At 56.0% G+C, this 23,276-nt stretch carries 15 protein-coding genes; 8 read left to right on the forward strand and 7 right to left on the reverse strand.

Annotated features, from left to right (window positions below):
- Positions 1-73 precede the first annotated feature (73 nt).
- The 8 genes from H151_RS15325 to putP all read left to right on the forward strand — a co-directional run bounded on the left by H151_RS15325 (position 74) and on the right by putP (position 11,004).
- Positions 74-334 (forward strand): hypothetical protein, encoded by a 261-nt coding sequence (locus tag H151_RS15325; protein ID WP_019960172.1) that lies wholly within the window; start codon positions 74-76, stop codon positions 332-334.
- Complete coding sequence (locus H151_RS0103130; protein WP_019960173.1) at positions 331-915, forward strand: exopolysaccharide biosynthesis protein; 585 nt, start codon at positions 331-333, stop codon at positions 913-915. Before H151_RS15325 ends, H151_RS0103130 begins: the two co-directional genes overlap by 4 nt.
- A gap of 171 nt (positions 916-1,086) precedes the next feature.
- The gene (locus H151_RS0103140) at positions 1,087-2,589 is read left to right on the forward strand and encodes a SulP family inorganic anion transporter (protein ID WP_019960175.1); all 1,503 of its coding nucleotides are present in this window, start codon (positions 1,087-1,089) and stop codon (positions 2,587-2,589) included.
- 11 nt (positions 2,590-2,600) lie between these two features.
- Positions 2,601-3,455 carry a universal stress protein gene (locus H151_RS0103145; RefSeq protein WP_019960176.1) on the forward strand — a complete coding sequence of 285 codons (855 nt, stop codon included), beginning with the start codon at positions 2,601-2,603 and terminating at the stop codon, positions 3,453-3,455.
- A gap of 916 nt (positions 3,456-4,371) precedes the next feature.
- Positions 4,372-4,695 (forward strand): hypothetical protein, encoded by a 324-nt coding sequence (locus H151_RS0103150; RefSeq protein ID WP_019960178.1) that lies wholly within the window; start codon positions 4,372-4,374, stop codon positions 4,693-4,695.
- Positions 4,696-4,737: 42 nt separating this feature from the next.
- Complete coding sequence (locus H151_RS15335) at positions 4,738-6,009, forward strand: efflux RND transporter periplasmic adaptor subunit (RefSeq protein ID WP_083918394.1); 1,272 nt, start codon at positions 4,738-4,740, stop codon at positions 6,007-6,009.
- Positions 5,993-9,097: an efflux RND transporter permease subunit gene (locus H151_RS0103160; protein WP_019960180.1), complete on the forward strand. Its 3,105-nt coding sequence runs from the start codon at positions 5,993-5,995 to the stop codon at positions 9,095-9,097. Before H151_RS15335 ends, H151_RS0103160 begins: the two co-directional genes overlap by 17 nt.
- Before the next feature lie 389 nt (positions 9,098-9,486).
- Positions 9,487-11,004, forward strand: a complete 1,518-nt coding sequence (putP, locus tag H151_RS0103165) for a sodium/proline symporter PutP (protein WP_019960181.1) — start codon at positions 9,487-9,489, stop codon at positions 11,002-11,004.
- Between the two features lie 55 nt (positions 11,005-11,059).
- Here the strand turns inward: putP and H151_RS15340 are convergent, their stop codons facing one another.
- The 7 genes from H151_RS15340 to H151_RS15350 form a co-directional block, all read right to left on the reverse strand.
- Positions 11,060-14,332 carry a TonB-dependent receptor gene (locus tag H151_RS15340; protein ID WP_233354491.1) on the reverse strand — a complete coding sequence of 1,091 codons (3,273 nt, stop codon included), beginning with the start codon at positions 14,330-14,332 and terminating at the stop codon, positions 11,060-11,062.
- Between the two features lie 71 nt (positions 14,333-14,403).
- The gene (locus tag H151_RS0103175) at positions 14,404-15,429 is read right to left on the reverse strand and encodes a FecR family protein (RefSeq protein ID WP_019960183.1); all 1,026 of its coding nucleotides are present in this window, start codon (positions 15,427-15,429) and stop codon (positions 14,404-14,406) included.
- Positions 15,430-15,432: 3 nt separating this feature from the next.
- Positions 15,433-15,957, reverse strand: a complete 525-nt coding sequence (locus H151_RS0103180) for an RNA polymerase sigma factor (RefSeq protein ID WP_169336698.1) — start codon at positions 15,955-15,957, stop codon at positions 15,433-15,435.
- A gap of 210 nt (positions 15,958-16,167) precedes the next feature.
- A complete protein-coding gene (locus H151_RS0103185; protein ID WP_026353791.1) occupies positions 16,168-17,643 on the reverse strand; it encodes an alkaline phosphatase PhoX in 1,476 nt (491 codons plus the stop codon).
- Between the two features lie 5 nt (positions 17,644-17,648).
- On the reverse strand, positions 17,649-18,542 hold the full coding sequence (locus tag H151_RS15345) for a glycerophosphodiester phosphodiesterase family protein (RefSeq protein ID WP_019960186.1): 894 nt from the start codon (positions 18,540-18,542) through the stop codon (positions 17,649-17,651).
- On the reverse strand, positions 18,542-19,933 hold the full coding sequence (locus H151_RS0103195; RefSeq protein ID WP_019960187.1) for a purple acid phosphatase family protein: 1,392 nt from the start codon (positions 19,931-19,933) through the stop codon (positions 18,542-18,544). Before H151_RS0103195 ends, H151_RS15345 begins: the two co-directional genes overlap by 1 nt.
- 127 nt (positions 19,934-20,060) lie before the next feature.
- Positions 20,061-23,273, reverse strand: a complete 3,213-nt coding sequence (locus H151_RS15350) for a TonB-dependent receptor (RefSeq protein WP_233354492.1) — start codon at positions 23,271-23,273, stop codon at positions 20,061-20,063.
- Positions 23,274-23,276: the final 3 nt, after the last annotated feature.

Consider the following 23,276-nt stretch of genomic DNA (forward strand, 5'->3'; position numbering starts at 1 on the left):
GGTTTTTTTTGGCTTTGGAACCCCTTCGGCGACCTCAGCATTATCTAAAGGACACTTTTTACTTGAGGGTTCAATGCTCGTTTTTCTGGAATGGCTGGCCACGCTAAGCGGCATTACCGCCGCCATCATGGTCTCAGCCAATTTGGGCCAAAAACCAACCGGCATTGGCTTCACCGTCTTCACCCTCTCTTCTATCAGCTGGATTTGTGTCGGTGTGATACAAGGCGAGCTCCCGTTGACCTTACAAAATGTCGTCCTAACCCTCGTCAATGTGTTCGGGATATATCGCTGGCTGATTTTAAAGCCCCAGCGCAAGAAGGACGCCCCCGCATGAGCTATAACCACCCTTTAGAAGAGGTATTGCGCACCGCCATTGAAGATACCCCATCGGATAAGGTCTCATTAGGCGACCTTCTAGACCTCTATGATAATCGCTCTTTCGGACCGATATTCACCCTGCTTGGGCTTCTGGTGGTTCTGCCCCCTTTGGGTGCAATCCCAGGCCTTCCTGCGGTTTGTGGCGTGTTGATTGCGCTTTTTTCCCTGCAAATGTTGATCGGGCGTAATCATATCTGGGTCCCGAAAAAGCTTGAACGTCTATCCCTGTCTAAAGACGCGCTAAAAACGGCAGAAGATAAATCTAAATCTGTCCTGGGTACCATTGACCAAATGCTCACCGAACGATTGACCTGGGCGATCTCTGAACCGGCCCGCAAAATCGCCGCCGCCCTGGTCACCCTGCTCGCGCTAATCATGATCCCCTTAGAACTGGTTCCCTTTGCTGTGGCAGGGCCGGGAGCTTTGATCGCGCTGTTTGGCATTGCCATTTTGGCCCGCGATGGGGCATTGATACTGGCAGCGTTTATCCTCACGGCTCTAGGCGCTGGAGCCCTTGGCTATTTCCTTGTGACTTAACCCCTTCAGGGGCCCGGCCTTGTCACATCGCGCGCAATCCGTTATTCGCATGCGCAACATAAAGGGTGACCTTTAAAGATTTCCGGGCATGGGGGCGAGTGTCACGGCGTTTCAGACTTTCTGAACGCACGCGCGCGCATAACCCAGGCATGCGATGAAGGGCTGGGCCGAATGCATTCTATTCTCGATTCCGATTGGATCGCCGACATCAAGGCGACCTGGTTTTCCAATGTCCGCCGCGATGTTCTGTCCGGCCTGGTCGTTGCCCTCGCCCTGATCCCCGAAGCCATCGCCTTCTCCCTGATAGCCGGGGTTGATCCGCGGGTTGGCCTGTTCGCGTCATTCTCTATCGCTGTCATTATCGCCTTTACCGGCGGGCGCCCGGCCATGATTTCGGCGGCAACCGCCGCCACCGCCGTTCTGATGGGCTCACTCGTGCGCGATCATGGCCTACAATATCTGCTGGCCGCGACGGTGCTGGCCGGATTGCTGCAAATTGGCTGTGGAGTTTTAAAGCTCGGCTTTGTGATGCGCTTTGTTTCGCGCTCGGTGCTCACCGGATTTGTGAACGCGCTGGCGATTTTGATCTTCCTCGCCCAGGTGCCGGAAATGATCAATGTGCCCTGGCTGACCTATCCCCTGATCCTCGGCGGACTTGGGATCATTTATGGCTTGCCCTATATCACCAAGGCTGTGCCCTCACCCTTGATTTGCATCCTGGTTTTGACCGCGATCACGCTTAGCCTGGGCCTTGATGTGCGAACGGTCGGCGATATGGGCCAATTGCCCAATGCCTTGCCGCAATTTCTGATCCCCGATGTGCCTCTCACCTTAGAAACCTTAAAGATCATCTTCCCCTATGCGGCGGCGGTGGCCGCGGTGGGTCTGTTGGAATCGCTGCTGACCGCGCAAATCGTTGATGATTTGACCGACACGACCTCGGACCGGAACCGCGAATGTATCGGCCAGGGTATTGCCAATACCGCGACCGCCTTTATCGGCGGCATGGCCGGATGTGCGATGATCGGCCAGTCGATGATCAATGTGAAATCGGGCGGGCGCACGCGTCTATCCACCCTGTGTGCGGGTCTATTCCTGCTCTTCCTAATCCTGGTTCTGGGCGAATGGGTGGCACGTATCCCCATGGCGGCCCTGGTCGCCATCATGATCATGGTCTCTATCGGGACTTTCAGCTGGTCTTCCATCCGCCATCTGCGCACGCATCCCAAAAGTTCTTCGCTGGTGATGATCGCGACAGTCATTGGTGTGATCGCGACCCATAACCTCGCCATCGGGGTGTTGATCGGCGTGCTCCTCTCAGGGATTTTCTTCGCCTGGAAGATCTCGCAAATCTTTGCGGTCCGCTCTGAAGCTTCAGACGACGGACGCACCCGCACCTATACCATCGAAGGCCAGCTCTTCTTCGCCTCGACCGAGGACTTTATGAAAGCCTTTGATTTCAAAGAGGCCCTAGATGAAGTGACCCTGGATCTGACCAAGGCCCATATCTGGGATATTTCCAGCGTCTCTGCGATTGATATGGTGGTGTTGAAATTCCGCCGCGAAGGCGCAAATGTGCATCTGATCGGTATGAATGAAGCGAGCGAAACCATCGTCGACACGCTGGGCGAGCATCACAAACCGGGTGCCCTCGACAAGCTGAGCAGCCATTAAGGAGCGTCGTTATGACCAAGATTATCGCCCTGATTGATGGCTCAGCCTATACCCAAAGCGTTGTGGAATTAGGCGCTTTTGTCGGGGCCAAGACCGAGGCCAGCCTGGAGCTGGTCCACGTTATCACCCAGCGCTATCTCGCCAAAGGCCCCGACAATCTCTCCGGCAGCCTCTCTCTGGGTGCGCGCTCGGCCTTGTTGGATGAATTGACCCGCCATGATGAGGAGGCTGGACGCCTGGCCCAATCGCGTGGCCGGGTCATTCTGGATGCGGCGAAAGCCCATGTCGAGGCCAGCGGCTTTACCACAGTCACCGCGCGTCTGCGCCATGAAGATTTGGTCGAAGCGGTCCATGATCTGGAAGGCGAGGCCGATCTGATCATTCTGGGTAAGCGCGGCGAGCATGCCGACTTTGCCAAAATGCATCTCGGCTCCAATCTAGAACGCGTGGCGCGCGCCAGTCATAAGCCCGTTCTGGTCGCGGCGCGCACCTTTACGCCCATCACCCGCGCCGTCATTGCCTTTGATAATGGGACCAGCATTCATAAGGCGATCGCCCATATCAAAACCGGAAAACTCTTCCCCGGTATCGCCTTGCATCTGGTATGTGCGACAGAGCCCGACAGCACGCTAGCGCGCGCCCAGGACGAGGCGGCAGAGACCCTGCGCCAAGCCGGATTTGAGGTGACAACCGTTTGCGCCCCTGGTGAGCCTGAACATGTCATCGGCGATTATATCAAAGCCCAGGATGCTCATCTGTTGATCATGGGGGCCTATGGTCATTCGCGCATCCGCAGCCTGATCATCGGCAGCACCACTACCCATATGATCCGCCAATGCCGCGTTCCTGTGATGTTGTTTCGCTAGGCGTGTGATCGGCTCGCTTCGCAGCAATTAACATAAACATGGGTCCCGGCTCTGCGCTTCGCTTGGCCGGGAACGCGCTTATACTCAACGATCACGCGACCCCGGACTTGATCCGGGGTCTAAAATCGAACCCATAGGGTTTGCTAGGACGACCGTCCGCCCGTAGCGAAGCGAGGAGCCTTAAGAAACGCCCCCTCCGGCCGTTCCGGCCACCTCCCCCGTAAACAGGGGAGGATAATCGGGCGATCAGCCCGCAAGCGCGAACGCGCGCCCACAGCGCAGCGAGGATTGGGATAACTGGGCGACAGCCCGCAAGGTCAAATGTCCTCAAATAGCCGACAGGCGATAAGACAAATAAAAAGTGCGCGCCCGCAGCGTAAGCGAGGATCTCATGAAAAACTGTCATCCCGGCCTTGAGCCGGGATCTATAACCGCCCCCTCCCGGCCTACGGACCACCTCCCCCGTAAACAGGGGAGGATAAGGTACACACTTGTCATCCCCGACTTGATCGGGGATCTATTGAGTTTTATGGCAAAGTTTATAGATCCCGGATGTGCGCTAGCGCTTCTCCGGGATGACATTTAAGGAAACAAGATGTCATCCCCGACGTGATCAGTGGTCCACAATCGAACCCAAAAGGGTTCGTAAAACCAAAGACGGCAGGGAAACAAGAAAAGAACATGAACTCTGTCATCCCGGGCAAACGCAGTGCGACCCGGGATCTGTTGAGCGCGCCAATTATAGAGATGGATCCCGGCTCAAGGCCGGGATGACAGATTAAAGGGTTACTTCATTCCCTGCCAAGCAAAACCCAATTAGCCACTCTCCTGCCTCACACCCTTGTGAGGACATCGCGCGCTTGGCGTTGCGAATGATGTGCGATAGAAGACGCGCGTGTCGACAAGGGATAAACGCGTGCACGCTGGATTACGTCTTGTGATCTTGATGATGTCACTGCTGGCGCTCAGCAGTGAAGCCCTCAGCGCGACTATAGCCCATGGCGACCATCACCCCAATCATGTGCGCGATCATGAAGCCGGTCTTCATTCTGCGCCCGACAAGGGTGAGCATCAAAGCCCGCACACCAACCACGCCTGTGGCATGTGCCATCATATTTTGATCAGTTTTAGCCCTTATCGTCCCACCCTGATGGCCCCACGGGCCATGGGCTATCGTCTGATCCAAGAGCGCACACCCGTGCGAGCCTTTGCCCCCCCGCTTCAGCCTCCGATGGTTTGATCGAAAGTTCACCCTTTCGTTTTCAAGACATTGGAGAGTTTTATGATCCTACGATCACGCGATACATCTGTCGGGATGTATCTGATAGAGCGCTGGCGCATGCTGGTTGCCCTTGGCCTTGCGGCCAGCCTGGTGGCGTGTTCGCCATCCCCTCAATCTGAACCCCACGCCCATGAGGGCGAGGAAGACCATGGCGAGGAAGACGGCCATAGCCATAACGGCCATGATCATGACGAGGCCGATCATGATGAAGACGCGCTTGTACTCAGCACCAATGAGGCCGCAGCCCTGGGCCTATCGCGTCTGACGTTACAGCCTGCCCGCCTGACCCAGAGCTTGGATCTGCCCGGTGAGGTGCGTTTTGACGAAAATCGCCTGGCCCATGTCAGCCCGCGCGTGCCCGGCCTGGTACGCGAAGTGTTCGTCAGCGAAGGCGATGTCGTAGACGCCGGTCAAGTCCTCGCCCGGCTCGATAGCCGTGCCCTGGCCGATGCGAAAGCCGACTATCTTTCCTCGCGGGCCATGCTGGCGCTGGCCCAATCCGCCTATGAGCGTGAACACTCCCTGTTTGAGCGCCAAATCATCCCGGAAAGCCGCTTTTTGGAAGCTGAACAAGCCCGTGAGGAAGCGCGCATTCAGGCCCGCCGCGCTGGCCAGCAACTCTCCGCGCTGGGCGTCGATGAAGCCGCGCGCGCACGGCTTTCCCATAATGAAAGTGACCTCACCACCTATGAAATCCTTGCACCCCTGCCCGGTACAATTATCGAGCGTCATGCTGTGCTGGGCGAAACCTTAAGCGATGACAACCAAGACCCCGCCTTCATCATCGCCGACACCACCCAAGTCTGGGTCGATGCCGCGATTTATGGCGATGATCTGGGGCGCGTGCGTCCCGGCCAACGCGTCTTGTTAGATATTGGTGATGGTGCCCCGATGCTGGAAACCACCATTAGTTTTGTCAGCCCCGCCGTGGGGGAGCGCACCCGCACGGGCCGCGCGCGCATGGTCATTGATAATCATGACGCCCGCCTGCGCCCCGGCATGTTCATTACCGTCAAAGTTCAATTTGAAGGCGCACACGAAGGCTTGATCCTTCCGCCCAGCGCGCTGGTCACCTTAGAGGGTGCCCCCCATGTCTTCGTCATCGAAGGCGAGCGCTATGAAGCGCGTGAAGTGACCCTTGGCGCGCGTACACCCAGCGGCGTTCAGATCAACGCCGGCCTGAGTGTGGGAGAAACCATTGTCAGCGAAGGGGCCTTTGGCCTGAAAGCGGAATTACAAAAAGGCGCATTTGGAGATGGTCATGCCCACTAACCCAACGCCTTTAACAGGTTTAGCCCAAGGGCTCCATGCCCTGATGGGCGCGCGCCTGATCGCCGGACTGCTATTCTTCGGTGTGATTGCGGGCGGGATCTGGACCTTCCGCACCATGCCCGTCGATGCCTTCCCCGATGTCACCCCCACCCTGGTGCAGGTCTTTACCCAGACCGAGGGCCTCGCCCCGGAAGAGGTGGAGCGCTATGTCACCTATCCGGTCGAAGCCGCAATGAATGGCCTGCCGAACGTCGATCATATCCGCTCGACCTCTAACTTCGGCCTCTCCGTCGTGACGATTTATTTCGATGATGGCACGGATATTTACTGGGCGCGCCAATTGGTGGGCGAACGTCTGACCCAGGCCAGAACTGACATCCCCGAAGGCTTTGGCGATCCGGTGATGGGCCCGATCACTACCGGGCTGGGCCAGGTCTTGTTCTATGTCCTGCAAAGCGATCGCCCCGATGTGGATTTGATTGATCTACGCACCACCCAAGACTGGCTGGTAAAATTCGATCTCCAGACCGTGCGCGGCGTCACCGAAGTGCTTTCACTCGGCGGGTATGAGCAGCAATATCAGGTCCAGATCCATCCTGAAGCCTTGCTGCGCTATGACCTGACTTTAGGCGATGTTTTAAGCGCGGTGGAGCGCAATAACGCCAATGCCGGGGCGCAATTCCTGATCGAAAATAGCGAGCAATATACTGTACGCGCTGTGGGTCTGGCCGAAGATATTCCCGATCTCGCCCAGATCATCGTCAAGGTCGATGAGGGCGTGCCGATCCGCCTGCGCGATGTGGCCGACATTACCCGCGGCGGCGACCCACGTCAGGGCCTCGCCACCATGAATGGCCAGGGCGAAGTGGTGGCGGGCCTGGTCCTGAAACTCATCGGCAGCAATACCAATGCGGTGATTGATCGGGTGAAAGACCGCCTCAGCGCGATCAATGCAAACCTGCCCGAAGGCCTTTCAACGCTGGCTTATTATGACCAATCAGAACTGGTTACCCAGGCCGTCACAACCATGACCACGGCCCTGTGGCAAGGCGCGCTCTTGGTCAGTGTGATCTTGTTCGTGTTCTTACGCGGCTGGCGCGCCAGCCTGATCGTGGTCGCCTCCATCCCCTTCTCGGTCGCCTTTGCCCTGATCGCGATGCGGCTCAGCGGGGTGTCAGCCAATTTGATGTCCTTAGGCGGCATAACCATCGCCATTGGGATGATGGTCGATGGCGCGGTGGTGATTGTGGAAAATGCGCAGCATCATCTCAATCGCCACGCTGATACGGCCGATAAAAGACGTACGCTGGCCCAGGCCTGCGGCGAGGTTCTAAAGCCCCTAATCTTTGCAATTGCCATCGTCATCGTCGTCTTCCTGCCGATCCTGACCCTGAATGGGGTGGAGGGGAAAACCTTCCGGCCCCTGGCCTTGAGCGTGGCCTTCGCCATGACGGGATCGCTGATCTTTGCGGTATTTTTAGCGCCCATGGCCGCCTGGCTGGGCCTGAAACCCAAAGCAACGCAAAGCGAGGACGCTCAAGGTCCGCTCTCTCGCGCACTAACGCCTATCCTTGGCCATTTTGTGCAGCATAAATCTGCGGCCCTGGGGCTTGCCGGGGTCATGCTGCTGGTCGGGGCGTTGATCTTCCCCCGCCTGGGATCGGAATTTACCCCGCGCATGAATGAGGGGGACATTTTGGTCCGCCTGACCATGGCCCCCTCGATTGCCCTTCCCGATGCCCGCGACAGCGTCACCCGGTTTGAGCGCGAATTGCTGTCAGCCTTTCCTGAGGTCGAGCGGATCGTCACCCGCGTCGGGCGCGGTGAGATTGGTGCCCATGCCGACCCGGTCAATAGCGCTGAAGCCTTCGTCGCCTTGAAGCCTAAATCTGAGTGGCAAACCGCCCGAACTCAAGACGGCTTATTGTCAGCGATGAGTGCCCATTTCGAGGATTTCCCCGGTGCGCAGCTCAATTTCACCCAGCCCATTGCCGCCGCCACGGATGAGCTGTTGACCGGCACCAAGGCCGATCTCGCGATTAAGCTCTTCGGTCCGGATATGAGCATTCTAGAAGCCAAAGCCGCGGAGATCAGTGCGATCATCCGGCAAATGGATGGCGCGCGCGATGTTCAAGCGGACCAAGTCAGCGGTTCGCCGCAGCTTCGTATCGCCATCGATCGCCAAGCCATCGCGCGCTATGGCCTCAATGTCTCTGATGTGCTCGACACGGTGCGCACCGCCGTGGGCGGGTCACAAGCGGGGCAGATTTTTGAGGGTGTGCGCCGTTTCGACATCATTGTGCGCTATCGCGAAAATGCCCGTGACAGCGCCGAGACCCTGGAACGCATGACCATTCCGGGCCCCAATGGCGAGTTGATCGCGCTGAGCCAGCTCGCCCGATTGGAGCGGATTGAAGGTCCGCGCCAGGTGACCCGTGAAAACACTCAGCGCTTTATCACCGTTCAGACCAATGTGCGTGAGCGAGATATGGGAAGCTTCGTCGCGGAAGGTCAGCAAAAACTGAGGGCTGAGATCGACCTGCCGCCGGGTTATTTCATCCAATGGGGCGGGCAATTTGAGCTGCAGCAAAAGGCCAATGCCCGCTTTGCCATCGTCATTCCGGCGACTTTGGCTTTGGTCTTCTTATTGTTGATGATCAGTTTTGGCCGCTGGATCAGTGCCGGATTGATCCTGGCCAATATTCCGCTCGCCCTGGTGGGCGGGGTCATGGCCCTATGGCTGACGGGACAGAACCTCTCCGTGCCCGCATCGGTGGGCTTTATTGCGCTTTTTGGCATCGCCCTGGGCAATGGCATGGTCTTGACCGCCTTTATGGATCAAGAGCGCGCACGCTTTAGCGATCTCAAAGAGCTCGCCTTAAAAGCGGCCCTACGCCGGATGAAGCCAGTCTTGATGACCGCCACAACCACGGGGCTCGGCCTGTTACCCCTCCTCTTTGCCAGCGGTATTGGCTCTGAAGTGCAACGCCCCTTGGCGGCCGTGGTGACGGGTGGGCTGATCACTTCGACCCTGGTCACACTCTTCGTATTACCCAGTCTTTATGCCTGGGCGACGAAACGGGTCTAAACCCTTCCCGCTCTTTTACCATTTTGTGAAATATCACATCAGTAAAAGAGCGGGACTTTACCCTTCACACGCGCCATAAGCTGGAAATGTGGCATTGCCGCCTTAATTTCGGGAACCCAAAACGTCTCGCTTTCATTATGAAATCTGATGGGGTTATTAGACTCCTATTTTAGAGCGCTTCAGGGTAAGATTTGAAATCTTGGCCAATATCGCCTATGGATTACCCCACCACCGTCGATCGACGGGCTTATGCCTGTCTTCGCAGGTCCATTTTCGTGTCAGCGGGAAAGACGTGCGAAAGCTGAAACTTCGGCTATAGTCCCCCTCGGGGACGTTCATCACGAACCGACACAATAATAAAAACATATAACTGAACGCGCGAGACACCAATGCAAATAGAAGCCCTGATTTCCTTGGCTGGGTACTTCATTTTAATGATGGGGATCGGCCTATACGCTTACAAAAAATCCACTGATGACGTATCGGGTTACATGCTGGGCGGACGCCAGCTCAACCCTGCCGTCGCCGCCCTCTCCGCCGGGGCCTCCGATATGAGTGGCTGGATGCTGATGGGCCTTCCCGGGGCCATCTATAGTGAAGGTCTGGGGGCCGCCTGGATCGGGATTGGCCTATTAATCGGGGCCTATTTCAACTATCGCCTGGTGGCACCACGCCTGCGGGCCTATACAGAAATTGCCGAAGACGCGATCACAATTCCCGATTTCTTTGAAAAACGCTTCAAAGATAAATCGCGCACCTTGCGGGTGCTCTCTTCGGTCGTGATCATTATCTTCTTCACCCTCTACACCTCTGCCGGTGTGGTCTCGGGCGGTAAGCTGTTCGAAGCCAGCTTCGGGATGAGCTATTATGTCGGCCTTTTCGTCACCGCGGGTGTGGTCGTGGCCTATACGTTATTTGGCGGCTTTCTGGCCGTCAGCCTGACGGACTTCGTTCAGGGCGTGATCATGTTCATCGCCCTGGTCATGGTGCCGATCACCACCTTGATGGTGCTCAATGGCCCTGCGCCTGCGCTTGAGGCCGTCAATCAGGTCAATCCGCATTTCACCTCCCTCATTAGTGGGGTCACGGTCATGGGCGTTATCTCGGCCATGGCCTGGGGCCTTGGCTATTTCGGCCAGCCGCATATCATTGTGCGCTTCATGGCCATCCGGACCTTAAAAGACGTCGCCGTCGCGCGCTGGATCGGGATGAGCTGGATGACGGTAACCCTGGTTGGGGCCCTGGCAACGGGCCTGTTTGGTTTGGCCTATATCCAATCCACCGCCGCGACCATTGAAGACCCGGAAACCATCTTCATCTATCTCTCGCAGATCCTGTTCCATCCTTTCGTGGGCGGCTTCTTGCTGGCCGCGATCCTGGCCGCGATCATGAGCACGATCTCATCTCAGCTTTTGGTCTCATCCAGCTCACTGACCGAAGACTTCTATAAAACCTTCCTGCGTCGTAATGCCGATCAAAAAGAATTGGTGCTGGTCGGGCGGATCTCGGTTTTGGCCGTGTCGCTGATCGCCATTGGGTTGGCGTTTGATCGTTCCAGCACGATTTTGAGCCTGGTCTCCAATGCCTGGGCCGGGTTCGGTGCCGCCTTTGGCCCCATCATTCTCTTGAGCCTGTTCTGGAAAGACATGACCCGCGCCGGAGCCGTCGCCGGGATGGTCACGGGAGCTTTAACCGTTCTCTTCTGGATCTACGCGCCGGTCTTGGCCGAAGGGGCAGCCCTTTCCAGCGTCATCTATGAAATCGTGCCGGGCTTTATTGTCTGTAGTGCTGTCGCTATCGGCGTCAGCATCGCCACAAAAAGCCATAACCCGCACATTCAAGAAGAGTTCAAAGTCGTGGAAGACGCCATCAAGCATGGTCATCTGCCCGATCCTAAAGATGTCTAAACGATCGCGCGTTTAGCCCTGAAAAGGCCTCGCCCTGGGCGGGGCCTTTTTCATGTTAGAACTGCGAATGAAAGCCTAAGGAAATCATGCGCCCGCTTTGAATATAGCTGCGCAAATCCTGATCATCCTTGCCGAAGGTGTACCAATAGATATGGCTATCAAAGAGGTTTTGGACCTCTAAGCTCACCTCAACGCTGTCACTAAAATGGTGGCTGAGCGAGAGATCGACAAAATGATAATCCTGCTCATAGGGATTATTGTTAAAATACTCATAGTCTTCAAGAAATTCTGATTGATAGGTGTAGGAGACATAGCCCTCCCATGTCGGGCTGGACCAATAAAGCTCACCATTGAAGAGGAGCTGGGGCGTCTCAAAAAATGGCAAGGTATAATCGCGCGGATGCCAGCTCAGCCCGGTATGCGTGCGCGAGTTTTGATAGGTCGCATTCACCCCGACCCCCAGCTGATCAAAGGGAGCGGGTAAAAAACGTAAGGTTTCGCGCGCCGAAGCTTCAATGCCATAAATGCGCGCTTGCTCACCATTTGTGACCTGCTCGATATAAAACCGGTCCGCCCTCGGGTTCGGACCCAGATCAAATCCCCCCACCAGTTCGTTCACATCAATATCAAATTGGGTGCCATTGCGAATAACACTTGACGACCCGCGGATCAGAAAATTCTCGATATGCTTATAAAATACCGCGATGGAATAGGCCCCTGTGCGGCCATGATACCATTCTAAAGACCCATCGAGATTATAGGTCTGGGTCGCTTTTAAGCCTGGATTGCCCACCTCTGCCCCGACCAGACGCCAGGCAAGCGGATCATCTAGCTCGTCTTCGGTTTCAGGATCGAAACGGTCATAATCCAAGGTCAAAGGCCGCGTCGCGCGCTCCACCGAGGGACGGGCATAAGATGTCCAGGCCGCCGCGCGCGCGATCACATCACGCGATACCGGATAGGTGATGTGGATTGACGGCAAGACCTGCGTATACTGATTATCGACCCTGTTGCGACGATAGGGGGCTGCAACCTCACCCAGCTCATATAGTCGGGTCTGAACTTCACTTTCAATATGACTATCAACATCATAGCGCACATGCTCAACACGCAAACCGGCGAGCACACTCATCTTGCCAAAGCGGAACTCCCCCATGGCATAGGTCGCATAAGTCGTCTCATTATAAGTGAAGGCCTCAGCGCTTTCATAATTGAGGTTTTTGAAATCCGCGCCAATGGCACCGATCATTTTATCACTATCAAGCGTCTGGCCCAGACGATAATCTTCGCGATAGCGCCCGCCAAACATGTCAGTGACATCCTCACCAAACCAGGGCGCGAAATCGCCATAGGTTTCAGCATGTTCAAAGGGGCCCTCATCATAGCGCGGGGAGGCCTCATAGCGCTCGCGCTCTGAGCGCACAATCTTGACCCCGCCCTGCCAGGCCCGCACCCAAGAGAAGCTTGGCTCATAGCGCAGATCAATTTGCGCTTGATAGAGGCGCTCTTTCACCCCGCCCTGGCGTGCGCTCAGCCCTGCGAAGTCATAGCTGGAAGGGGTCTGAACGGCCCGATGGCCCTCTGGCGTCAAAGTATAATAGAGAAAGCGCGGATTGGGACTGGACCAGACATCGACACTGGAATTCCCCAGCCATGCCTCGCCCTGCCTTAGCGCCTCGCCCACGCGGGTTTCAAATTCGGCTTCATAGCCGTAGTCGATCACATCTTCAGATTGGCTGATCGCACCTTCATAACTGAGGCTCCAGCGATCAAACACACTTTCCCCGCCCAGATTGAACGAAGCCACCAGGCCATGATTGCGATCCGCGCTCCAGGCCCGTTCAATATTAAACTCGCGTGGATCCCAAACCCCAGACCCACCACAGATCGAATAAAGACTGACGCAAGCCCGGTCCGCATCGGTTAAGCGCTCATCCTCATCCACATCGCGGATCTGATCGAGGGTGTAATCCCCGCGCCAAACCCCGCCCTGCATCTCGCCATAGATGCGGCCCAATTCCTCATCCTCACCCAGGTCCTGCCAGGTCTCAAACGGGGTAATTCCTGTCTCAGCAAAATCGGCTTGGTAAAAGCGTCGAGACTGGCTGTAAGCGCGATTGCGCAAGAAGCGCATATTATCTTCTTCGGTTTCGATATACTCATTATACTGAACATGAAGATGCCAGTTATGCACCCCGCGCTCATAATGCAGCGAGCCATTGATACCAAAGCGCTCCACTTGCGTGCGGCCCTTGGACATTTCAAAACCGGCAATGTGAAAGCGGTCATAATCCCAGCCCTCCACCGACAAATCGGTTTCATACCAGGTCGCAGGCAGGTGATCGCCATGATCGCCGATCTCTTCATATTGCGAGCGTGATTGCTCGTGAAAGCCGGTAATGAAAAGGCCTAAAGTGGGCGTCAAATGATCCGCATAAGAGGCCGCAATCATGTGCGAACGGTCATAATCATACTTATCTTGAACCCGGATTTCACCGGAGAGGCCCCTATGACGGCCCTCAAAGTCAAAGGCACTCGGTGTACGAATATCAATCGTGCCCCCGATGGTATCGCCGTCCATGTCGGGCATAATGGATTTGCGCACCGTGATCTGATCAATGCCTTCAGGCGACAGAAAGGACAGTCGCACCCCGCGAAAGAAATTATCCTGTGGTGAACCCACCCCGCCCAAGGTCACACCATTGACCAGGTATTTATTGTATTCACTGGATAATCCGCGCAGGGTAACGCGGTCACCCTCGCCCGTTGTATGATTGCGCACCGCATTCAAACCGGGAAGGCGGGCCAAAGCCTCGGTCAGATTGTTATTGGGCAGATTGCCCATATCATCCGCGCTCAACACATCAGAAATAAAAGGATTAGTCCTTTTTTCTTCCAATGCCCGGCTCAGCGCGCCCATATAACCATGAACCACGATCACTTCAGGCGCGGGTGGGGGATTGAGATGCAATCCCTCCTCGAGGGTTTCAGGATGCGGATGACGATCGGGCGGCAAGATTGAGACCGTCATCCCATCGGCCCATTCCACACTCAGACCGCTTTGGCCCAGCAGCGTATCCAAGGCCGTCGCCGCGTCATAAGTCCCACTAAGGCGCGCAGCCTGCACGCCTGCCACCAATCGAGGCCGGAAAATAATATTAAGGCCGGTCTGCTCCGCCAGCGTTAATAGCGCGTCAGACAGCGGGCCTGCGGGAATGTCCAGCGTATAGGCTTCACCCGGGGCCATAGGCGTGTGGGATCGCACCTGCGCCATGCTGGCGCTGGATAACCCCAAAACCATTAAGACTGCGAATAAGATACGCGTCACGCTTGCCCCCACCTCCATTCCTGGAGGTGAGCGTTATGTGACAGACAATTGCGACGACTTCTTTACAGGATCTATGCCGCCTCGGGCATCAATAACACGCGTCCGTCGTATAAAGTCCGGGCTTTTGCGCCTGCACTGGCACTCAAGGCTGTGACAAGAGTTTCTGGATCATTGAAATTTAAGGCGAAAACACCGCTGATCTGTTCTTCGCTCAAAGCCTTGTCTACAACCACGATCGGGTGTTCGCGGTATCGGTTCACCACAGTTAACACCTCGCCCAAGCTGACATTTTCAAACGCTATGCGCTCTTGGCGCCACAGGGCCGCGCCCCAGCGATTGATTTGACCGTGTTGCCAGCCGGTCGCGGCGCTCCAATGCGCTTCTTCACCGGCCTCCAAAACTGCCTCAAAACCATGGGCGCGATCCTGGATCGCGACCACACCGTGATCGACACGCAGGGTATAGGCCCCCTCGCGTGCCTCCACCTCATAGGCGGTACCGAGCGCCGTAAAACTGACCTCACCGGCCTGCACCCGCAAGGGCCGCTCTGGGTTCGGTGTAACCTCGATAAACACCGCACCGTCTTCAAGATAGAGCGTACGCTCCTCCACCCGGTAATCCACGCGGACCTGACTTTGCGCATCCACCCAAAGCGTAGATCCGTCTTCAAGCACTTGGCTGCGAATATCCGCACTGGCGGTTTGATAGATCTGACCTGATACAGACGGCGGCAGAGGGAGATCGGATGAAGACAGCATTGTCCAGCCCACACCGCCCAGCACCGCGACAATGACCAGGCTCATCACGCCCATAAAGGCCACATGCCAAGGCGACGGCCCGCGCACAGGGCTGTCCTCGCCATAATAAACCGCATCCCCCGCCAAGGGCGCGTCTAAGCCTTCCTCTGCCTGCAACGCAGCTCCGTCCGCAGCCAGGATCGCACTTTGACGGGCAAAAATCTCGACATGGGCGGGGTCTGCACCGATCCAAGCCTCAAATGCGGCTTGTTCGGCGGCACTTAATCCGGCTTCAATTTTGAACACCCATTGGGCGGCGTGATCATGCACATCGCGGGCTGTCATCTCTTCAGTGTGCATCGTCTAATCACTCCAGACCTTGCGCGAGAGCCGCGCCAGGGCCCGTTCTAAATTCTTTCTCACCTTATAAACCGGAACCCCTTGGGCTTCAGCGGTTTCATGGAGAGTCTTTCCTTTTACCTTATAAAGAATAAAACTCTCACGCATATCTTCAGGCAAGGCCTCGATCTGACGATTAAGCCGCTGCAGACGCATGCGCGCCTCCACCCGATCTTCAGGGGAGGGCATATTATCCGACAAGGTCAAATCATAAATCGGCACATGGGCCTTGCGCGCGCGCACCGCCCCATGGCGATAGCGATCTTTCAGCACATTGCCCGCCACCGTAAACATATAGGCGGCGAAATTCTCAATGCCTGCCAGATCTTTATCCTCACCCGACATCAAGCGTGTGGCGATATCCTGCACCACATCATCAGGATCAATATCAGCGGCCACGCGCGTGCGCACATAGGCCAGCAAGGCCGGGCGCATGTCCAAAAACGCCTTCATCAGGCGCTGGCGCGAGGCATCAAGATCGTGTGTCACATCAGCCCTGTAATCGGAGATCCATGAGGAAGACACCTCAAGCCCTGCACTCATCATGTTTCATGATCCCTTACAAGTCTTCTAAAGACCAAGACGTGAACGCAGGCGCGTTTTGCATGAATGTTTTATGACGCGCACCGTCCAGGCAGAAAAAAAGGGGTGAAGCGCGCTTCACCCCCTTCCCCTGAGAGAGAGTTAGGCCCAAGGGGGTCAGGCCCATTTCTCCCACGGTCCGGTAATGGCAAAGGTGATCCCCGGCCCTTGAATATTGACAAAGAAGGTCTGGCCATCAGGGCTAAAGCCCGCGCCCGCCCATTCACTGGCGCGATAATCATGAGCACCGATCACGCCGTCACGGCCCATGGCCGCAATATCAGCTTCACTCAGCACCACATTATTGGCCGCGAAGGCAAAGACCTGACCGTCCTGGGTCACACCCATGACGCGCTCTGGCATATGCCCGCCATCTTCACAGAAGAAGAGCTGGCCGCGCGGATTAAGACAGAGATTGTCCGGCGCATCGGTTTCTTCAGAAAAACGTGAGACGAAGATGGCGATCAGCTCACCGCCTTGCTCATCCGCATCCGGAACATATTTCCAGATCACTCCCTCTTCGGCGGCCCCGCCATCGGTGTCGGCAAAGTACAGCGCGCCATCCTGGAACCACGCCCCTTCCAAGCGCGAGAAAATGCCTGCGCCCTGGGCTTCGCCTTGCATGAAGGGACCGGATTTGCCACTGGTCGCGCCCCAAACATCTACGACTTCGGGCAAGGCATTGGGATCGGCGATCTCCACCCAATGGGCGCGGTAACGATCGCCTTCCTCAGCATCACCCAGATCACACAGAGGTTCATCCTCAATGGCCAGCATATAAAGCGTGCCGCCAGCTTCCAGGCTGCCCAATTGGCCCGAACGATCATGAGGGACGAATTTATAAAGCCCGGATGCGGCTTTATTATCTTCGGTCAGATAAACGGTAGAACTGCGCGGATCGACGGCCACCGCCTCATGGCGGAAAAGCCCCATATCGACGATCGGACGCGCGCTGGCCTCACCTTCTGCGGGCACTTCAAAGACATAACCATGCAGCGCCCCGCCATGCTCACGCCCATCAAAAATGATCTCTTCAGCGCTGAGCCAGCTGCCCCATGGCGTTGGGCCGCCAGAACAATTGCGATAGGTCCCACCCAGCGCCGGTTCAGCACCCAACCACACGCCATCTTTATAAAACAGCCGCGTACAGCCCCCGCCCAAGGTGATCGCGTCTTCATCATCCAGGACACCGCCCTCATATAGGTGGCCGTCATAGACCCCCGCGCCGGCCGCAATGGTATCGCCGCGGCGTAATTCATGATTGCGGATCAAGATCCAGGCCCCATCGCTGGCGCGCTGGCCGACCACGGCCATGCCATCATGAGCACCGGGCGTTGGCCCACCCGTGGTCATTTCATCGCCCTTCCAGCCATAGGTGGAATAGCTAAACCCTTCAGGTAATTGCAATAAGTCCAAACCGGTTGACGGATCAGTCACGGGACTGAGCGCACCAAAAGGGCTCGCGCCCGTCGAATCATATTCGCGCGCCGCCAAGGCGGCTAAAGGCTTATCAACTGCACAGGCGGATAACAATCCCGCTGAAGCCGTCAACATAAAGCCGCGCCGGGAAAGGGAGTAAGAAGAAGAGCTCATAAGGGTCACCAATGACGGTTGATCTGGCGCAGATAGGCCAGAACGGCTGCAGGTTCGTCGGTTTGAATGATATTGGCCCCGCCAATCAGAAGCGGGTTGAGAGCCTCCGCCCCATGGCCCGCGGCAATCGCTGCGTCGACATCGCCCAGTGCATTGATCCAGATACGCGCATCACAGCCGCGGATCGTGTTGACCACCTCGACGGTGTAGAAGCTGGGATCGATATGAATGGCAATGGCCTGGGGGAATCGGGCGCAAATCGCGCGAACGTCTTCAAGATTGCGCGCGCGCGGCATCAAGAAGGTCGCCTCGCCCTGGCTGAGCGCCAGATTGAAATTATCCCAATCGCTGTCAAACCACAGAGCCTGAGGGCCAAATTCCACCGCATTAACGGTGTTGACGACCGCGGCCATCCGGCTGGTTTTTAAATCCAGATCGACAAAGATCCGACCCTTGGCGACCCGTAACGCCTCTTGCAAGCTGGGCACGCGGTGATCTGTCAGCGGAATATCCGGATCATCACCCTTGCGCGCTTTCAAGCGTAGCGCGCGCACCTGCGCGAAGGTCATATCTTCGATGCGCCCGCTGCCATTGGTGGTCGCATCCACGGTTTCATCATGCATCAAAACCGGAACCCCATCGCAGGTGACTTTGACGTCCAGCTCGACAATATCCACGCCCAAAGCAATGGCATGTTCAATCGCAAGGATTGAGTTTTCCGGCGCATCTTTATGGGCGGCGCGGTGGGCGGCCACCAACACCGTCTGCGACTGAGCACTGAAGACTTCAGCGCTCAAACGCGCGAAATGATCCGCAGAAAGGTCCTGGCTTAGCCCCGGCGCGGTGATGAGGGCAAGGCTCGCCGCCCCCATCAACAAAGATGTGACGATACGGGTCATTAAGGCCGCCGATAGCTGGAAGGTTGATCGTAATCCGGCTCCCAGATCTCCTCAGCATCCTCAGGGATGCGATTGATCAGCTGATTGGGGCCGGTATCGGATTTTTGAATGTCAAAGGCGTCATAGAGCCGCCCGCTGGCGGTATAGGCCTGGTAAGACAGGGTGTCGCCATCCACGGTCAAAACCTGGAAAAGCTGTAAGCCATTGGCTTTACGATCTGCCCAGGCGAGATCTTCCACCGGATACATTTTCGGGCCAGAGACCGAAACCACATACATGGTCCCCGTACGCTCATCGCGGATCATTTCCCCATCGGGAACATTGGCGACCATACCGCGCGAATAGCCATGATCATGACCCTGCAGCACGATATCAACGCCATAGCGATCGATGATCGGTTTGAAGAAGGTATGCAGATTTTCGTGATGACGCCCGGCGCGGGTCGAATAGAAGGGATAATGCAAGAAGATCGCCGTCCAGCGCTTGTCATTTTCACGCAGGACCTGATCGAGCCATTGGGCCTGAATACGCGCACTGCTTTCAAAATCGCCGCTCATATCCGCATCCAGCGAGATCAGGCGCATATCTTGATAGTCGACATAATAAACGGTCTCAGACAGGTTTTCGACGCCTTCCGGTCCGTTTTTGGGTAAGTTAAAGCCCGGTCGCCATTGCTGGGACAATTCCATCTGGCGGCTATATTCGTGATTACCCGGTGTCATCACGCTGGGTACTTGGGCATGCAGGAAACCGCCCGCATAGAACCACTCGCCCCACTCAATATCACTGTCTTCTGAATTGATCAGATCCCCGGCGTGAAGCATGAAATTGACGCTGGGAAGCGTCTTATAGGCCTCGCGGATCACGCGCGACCACATGGATTTCAGATCGTTTTGGGCATCGCCAAAATAGATGAAACTAAAGGGCTCACCCTCCAGACCGGCCGTGGTGAATTGGAACCATTCCGACCAATGGCTGCCATCCCCGACGCGGTAAACATATTGGGTATTCGGAGTTAAACCCTCCAGGGTCGCACTATGATAGTGCGCCACGACCAGAGGCTCGCCCTCATCTTGAATATGGGTCAGCTCACTCTCAGCGGTGAGGGTTTCACGCACCGCATTAAAGCCTGGCCCATCGGTGGCCACGGCATACTGAACAAAGCCCTCCGGCGCGCTGGCATCGCTGCGCCAATTGACCGCCATGGAGGTGCTGGGATCTTGGGTGAGGTTCAAGATCACCCGGTCCGGCATCACGCCCGGCATGAAAGGATGAAAGGCCACAGCCTCGCTGGTTTCAGAATTTGGCGTGACCGCATCCCCGCCCGTGCTCGCGCACGCGCCCAAACCCAAAACGCTCAACAGCGCGAATGTCGAAATGCCCCGCAGCATGTCCTCAACCCTTCCTTAAAACCTAAAACGACGCACGCGCGCCGATCCCCCCTTGGTGAGTGTCATTGACAAAACACGGCCCAGCCGGTGCGCAAGGGGACGCACCGGCCAAACCGTCAAGCTAGGCTTAGAAGTGAGCGTTGAAGCCCAAGGAGATGGTGCGGCCGTTTTCGATATAGGCGCGCAAACCCCCGGAATCTTTGCCGAATGTGTACCAATAGGTGTGGCTGTCGAAGATGTTTTGAACCTCAAGGCTCACTTCGGCGAACTCACCCACAGACCGCTTCAAAGAGAAGTCGACAAAGGTGTAAGGCTGCTCATACGGATTGTTGTTGAAGTCCTCGTAATCTTCCAGGAATTCAGACTGATAATTGTATGAGAGGTAGGCATCCCAATGCTCGTCTGAGTAATAAAGCTCAGCATTGACCAGCAATTCTGGGGTCTCGAAGAAGGGAAGCGTATACCCTTCTGGGTGCCAGCTCATACCGGTAGAGGCTTCAGACTGCTGATAGGTGGCGTTTGCGCCAATCCCAATATTGCCAAACAAGCCCGGCAACCAGTGAAGGTTCTGACGTGCGGCCAGCTCGATACCATAGATGCTGGCATCTTCACCATTGCTGGCTTGTGAAATCACAAAGTTCGGCGCGATCGGGTTAGAGCCCAGATCCAGATCACCCTCGATATTCAGCTGGCTCGCATCATAGCTGGTGCCGCCACGGATCACGCTCGATGAACCGCGGATCAGGAAGTTGGAAATGTCTTTGTAGAAGACCGCAACCGAATATGCCCCGGTAGAGCCATTATACCATTCCAACGAACCATCGAAGTTGACGGTGCTGGTGGCTTTCAGGCCTGGGTTACCCACTGAACCACCGACCAAACGCCATTCCAGCGGATTGTCGATATCATCACCGGTAACAGGGTCTTTTTTCTCGTAGGCCAGCTCCAACGGACGCGTTGCGCGCTCGATAGAGGGACGCCCATAAGAGGTCCAGATGGCACCGCGGGCAATCACACCATTTTCGAAGAAATGGTTGACGTGAATAGACGGCAGAACCTGGGTGTAGCTTGTCTCAGAATGGTTGCGACGATAAGGCTGATCAACTTCACCTTCGTCAAAGCGCGCTTCTTGGACTTCGTCTTCAATAAAGCTATCAACTTCATAAGTCGTGTGCTCAACACGCACCCCGGTGATCACCTGAGTATTGTTGAACCACGCCTCGCCCATGACATAACCGGCCATGGTGCGCTCTTTAAAGTCGAACTCTTCCGAGCTGTCATAATCAAGGCTAGAGAAGTCCGCGCCGAACGCGTCCACCATTTTACCGGTGTCGAGCGTCTGCCCCAGACGATATTTACCGGTATAGCGACCATTGAACATATCCGCGACATCTGCACCAAACCAGGGCGCGAAGTCCGCATAAGTCTCAGCATCTTCGAACGGGCCATCATCAAAGGCTGGCTCTGCGTGGGTACGGGTACGATCTGATTGAACAACTTTACCGCCCCAACGCACATTGCGCAGGAAGGCATGGTTGAATTCATAAGTGAAATCGACCTGACCTTGATACAACTTCTCGCTGACATCACCCTTTTCTGCGCCCACACCATCATAATCATAGCTGGCTGGATCTTGCAGAGCGGCATGACCGGCTTCGTTCAAATTGAAGTAAGGAAAGCGCGGATCAGAATAAGAAATAGAGAAGCCTTCATTGCCATACCAATGCTGGCCATTGCCTGCGCTGCCGCTACGGGTTTGGAACACCGCTTCATAACCGTAATCGATATTGTCTTCTGAAGACGAATAGGCCAGTTCGTATTCAACCGTCAGATTGCCGAACTCGCTCAAACCGCCAAAGTTCAAAGACGCCGCTTGGCCCAGATTGCGGCTCGCGGTCCATTCGCGCGACAGACGGAAATCCTGTGGGTCCCAAACACCCGAGGCCCCACATAGCGAATACATCGTACGGCACCGGGCATCAGCCGCCGTGATCATGCCGTCATTATCGACGTCCTTGATTTGACCCAAGGTGACATCGCCTTCCCAGCTCGCACCATTTTGACGGCCATAGATCGCGCCTTTGGCGTTATCAAAGCCAATGACATCCCAGGTATCTGGGTTTGGCAGACCCTTAAAGCTGGTATCGACCTGGCTGAAGCGGTTTGACAACGCGCTGTCAGAGCGGTTGCGCAGGTGAATGATGTTGTTGTCGCGGGTCTCTTGATACTCATTGTACTGACCGCGCACGTGGAATTCGTGATGACCGAATTGGAAGTCCAAAGAGCCGTTGAAGCCATAACGCTCAACCTCGGTTGAACCGCGTGACAATTCCCAACCTGGCACCTGGAAAGAACCATAATCCCAACCATCAATACCAGAACGTGAATTCGAATACCAAGTGTTCGGCTGGTGGTCACCGTGGTCACCAACTTCTTCGTATTGTGAACGGCTAATTTCGTGGAAGCCAGTTACGAAGATACCGACATGATCGCCAAAGCGATCTGCAAAAGATGCAGAAATGCTGTGTGATTTATCGTTGTCGAATTTGTCTTGCATACGGCCTTCGGCAGAAATGCCGAAATGACGATCTTCATAATCGAACGCCGTTGGGGTTTGAATATCGATCGTACCGCCGATCGCATCACCATCCATGTCGGGCTGAATGGTTTTGCGCACCGTGATCTGATCAATCCCTTCAGGGGACAAGAAAGACAAGCGCACACCGCGGAAGAAATTATCGTCCGGCGAGCCTACACCGCCCAAGGTCACACCATTCATGGAGTAGTTGTTGTATTCGGTTGAGAGACCACGAACGGTGATCCGATCCCCTTCACCGGTGGTTTGTGAACGCACTGCGTTCAAACCGGGAAGACGGGCCAAAGCTTCGGTCAAGTTGGCGTTCGGCAGATTGCCCATGTCATCGGCGCGGATCACATCAGACACGAAAGAGTTATTGCGCTTGTCTTCTAAAGACTGCAGCACAGAACCGGCATAACCGCGCACCACGATCACATCGGCTGGGGTCAGCTCAACATCTTGCGTGACAACACCGGTTGCAGGAACCGTCACCACGACCTGCTGGCTGTCGCCATTGATGCTGGTGATGGAGAGTGTGTAGCTGCCCGCGGCCAGGCCGGCCAATTGATAGCGACCGCGTGAATCCGTGGTGGTCGATGCGCCGGTTTCTTCAACGCGTACGCTTGCGCCCATCAGCACATTGCCGGTTTGCGGATTGGTGACGGTCCCTGCGACATCACCGGCCAAAGCCGCAGCGCTGCCCAGCGCCAAGGTCAAAGCGGACGCGCTAACGCCCAACATAGATTTCTTCAAAATACCCATAGG

Source organism: Woodsholea maritima DSM 17123, assembly GCF_000382325.1.
Classification (GTDB): Bacteria; Pseudomonadota; Alphaproteobacteria; order Caulobacterales; family Maricaulaceae; genus Woodsholea; species Woodsholea maritima.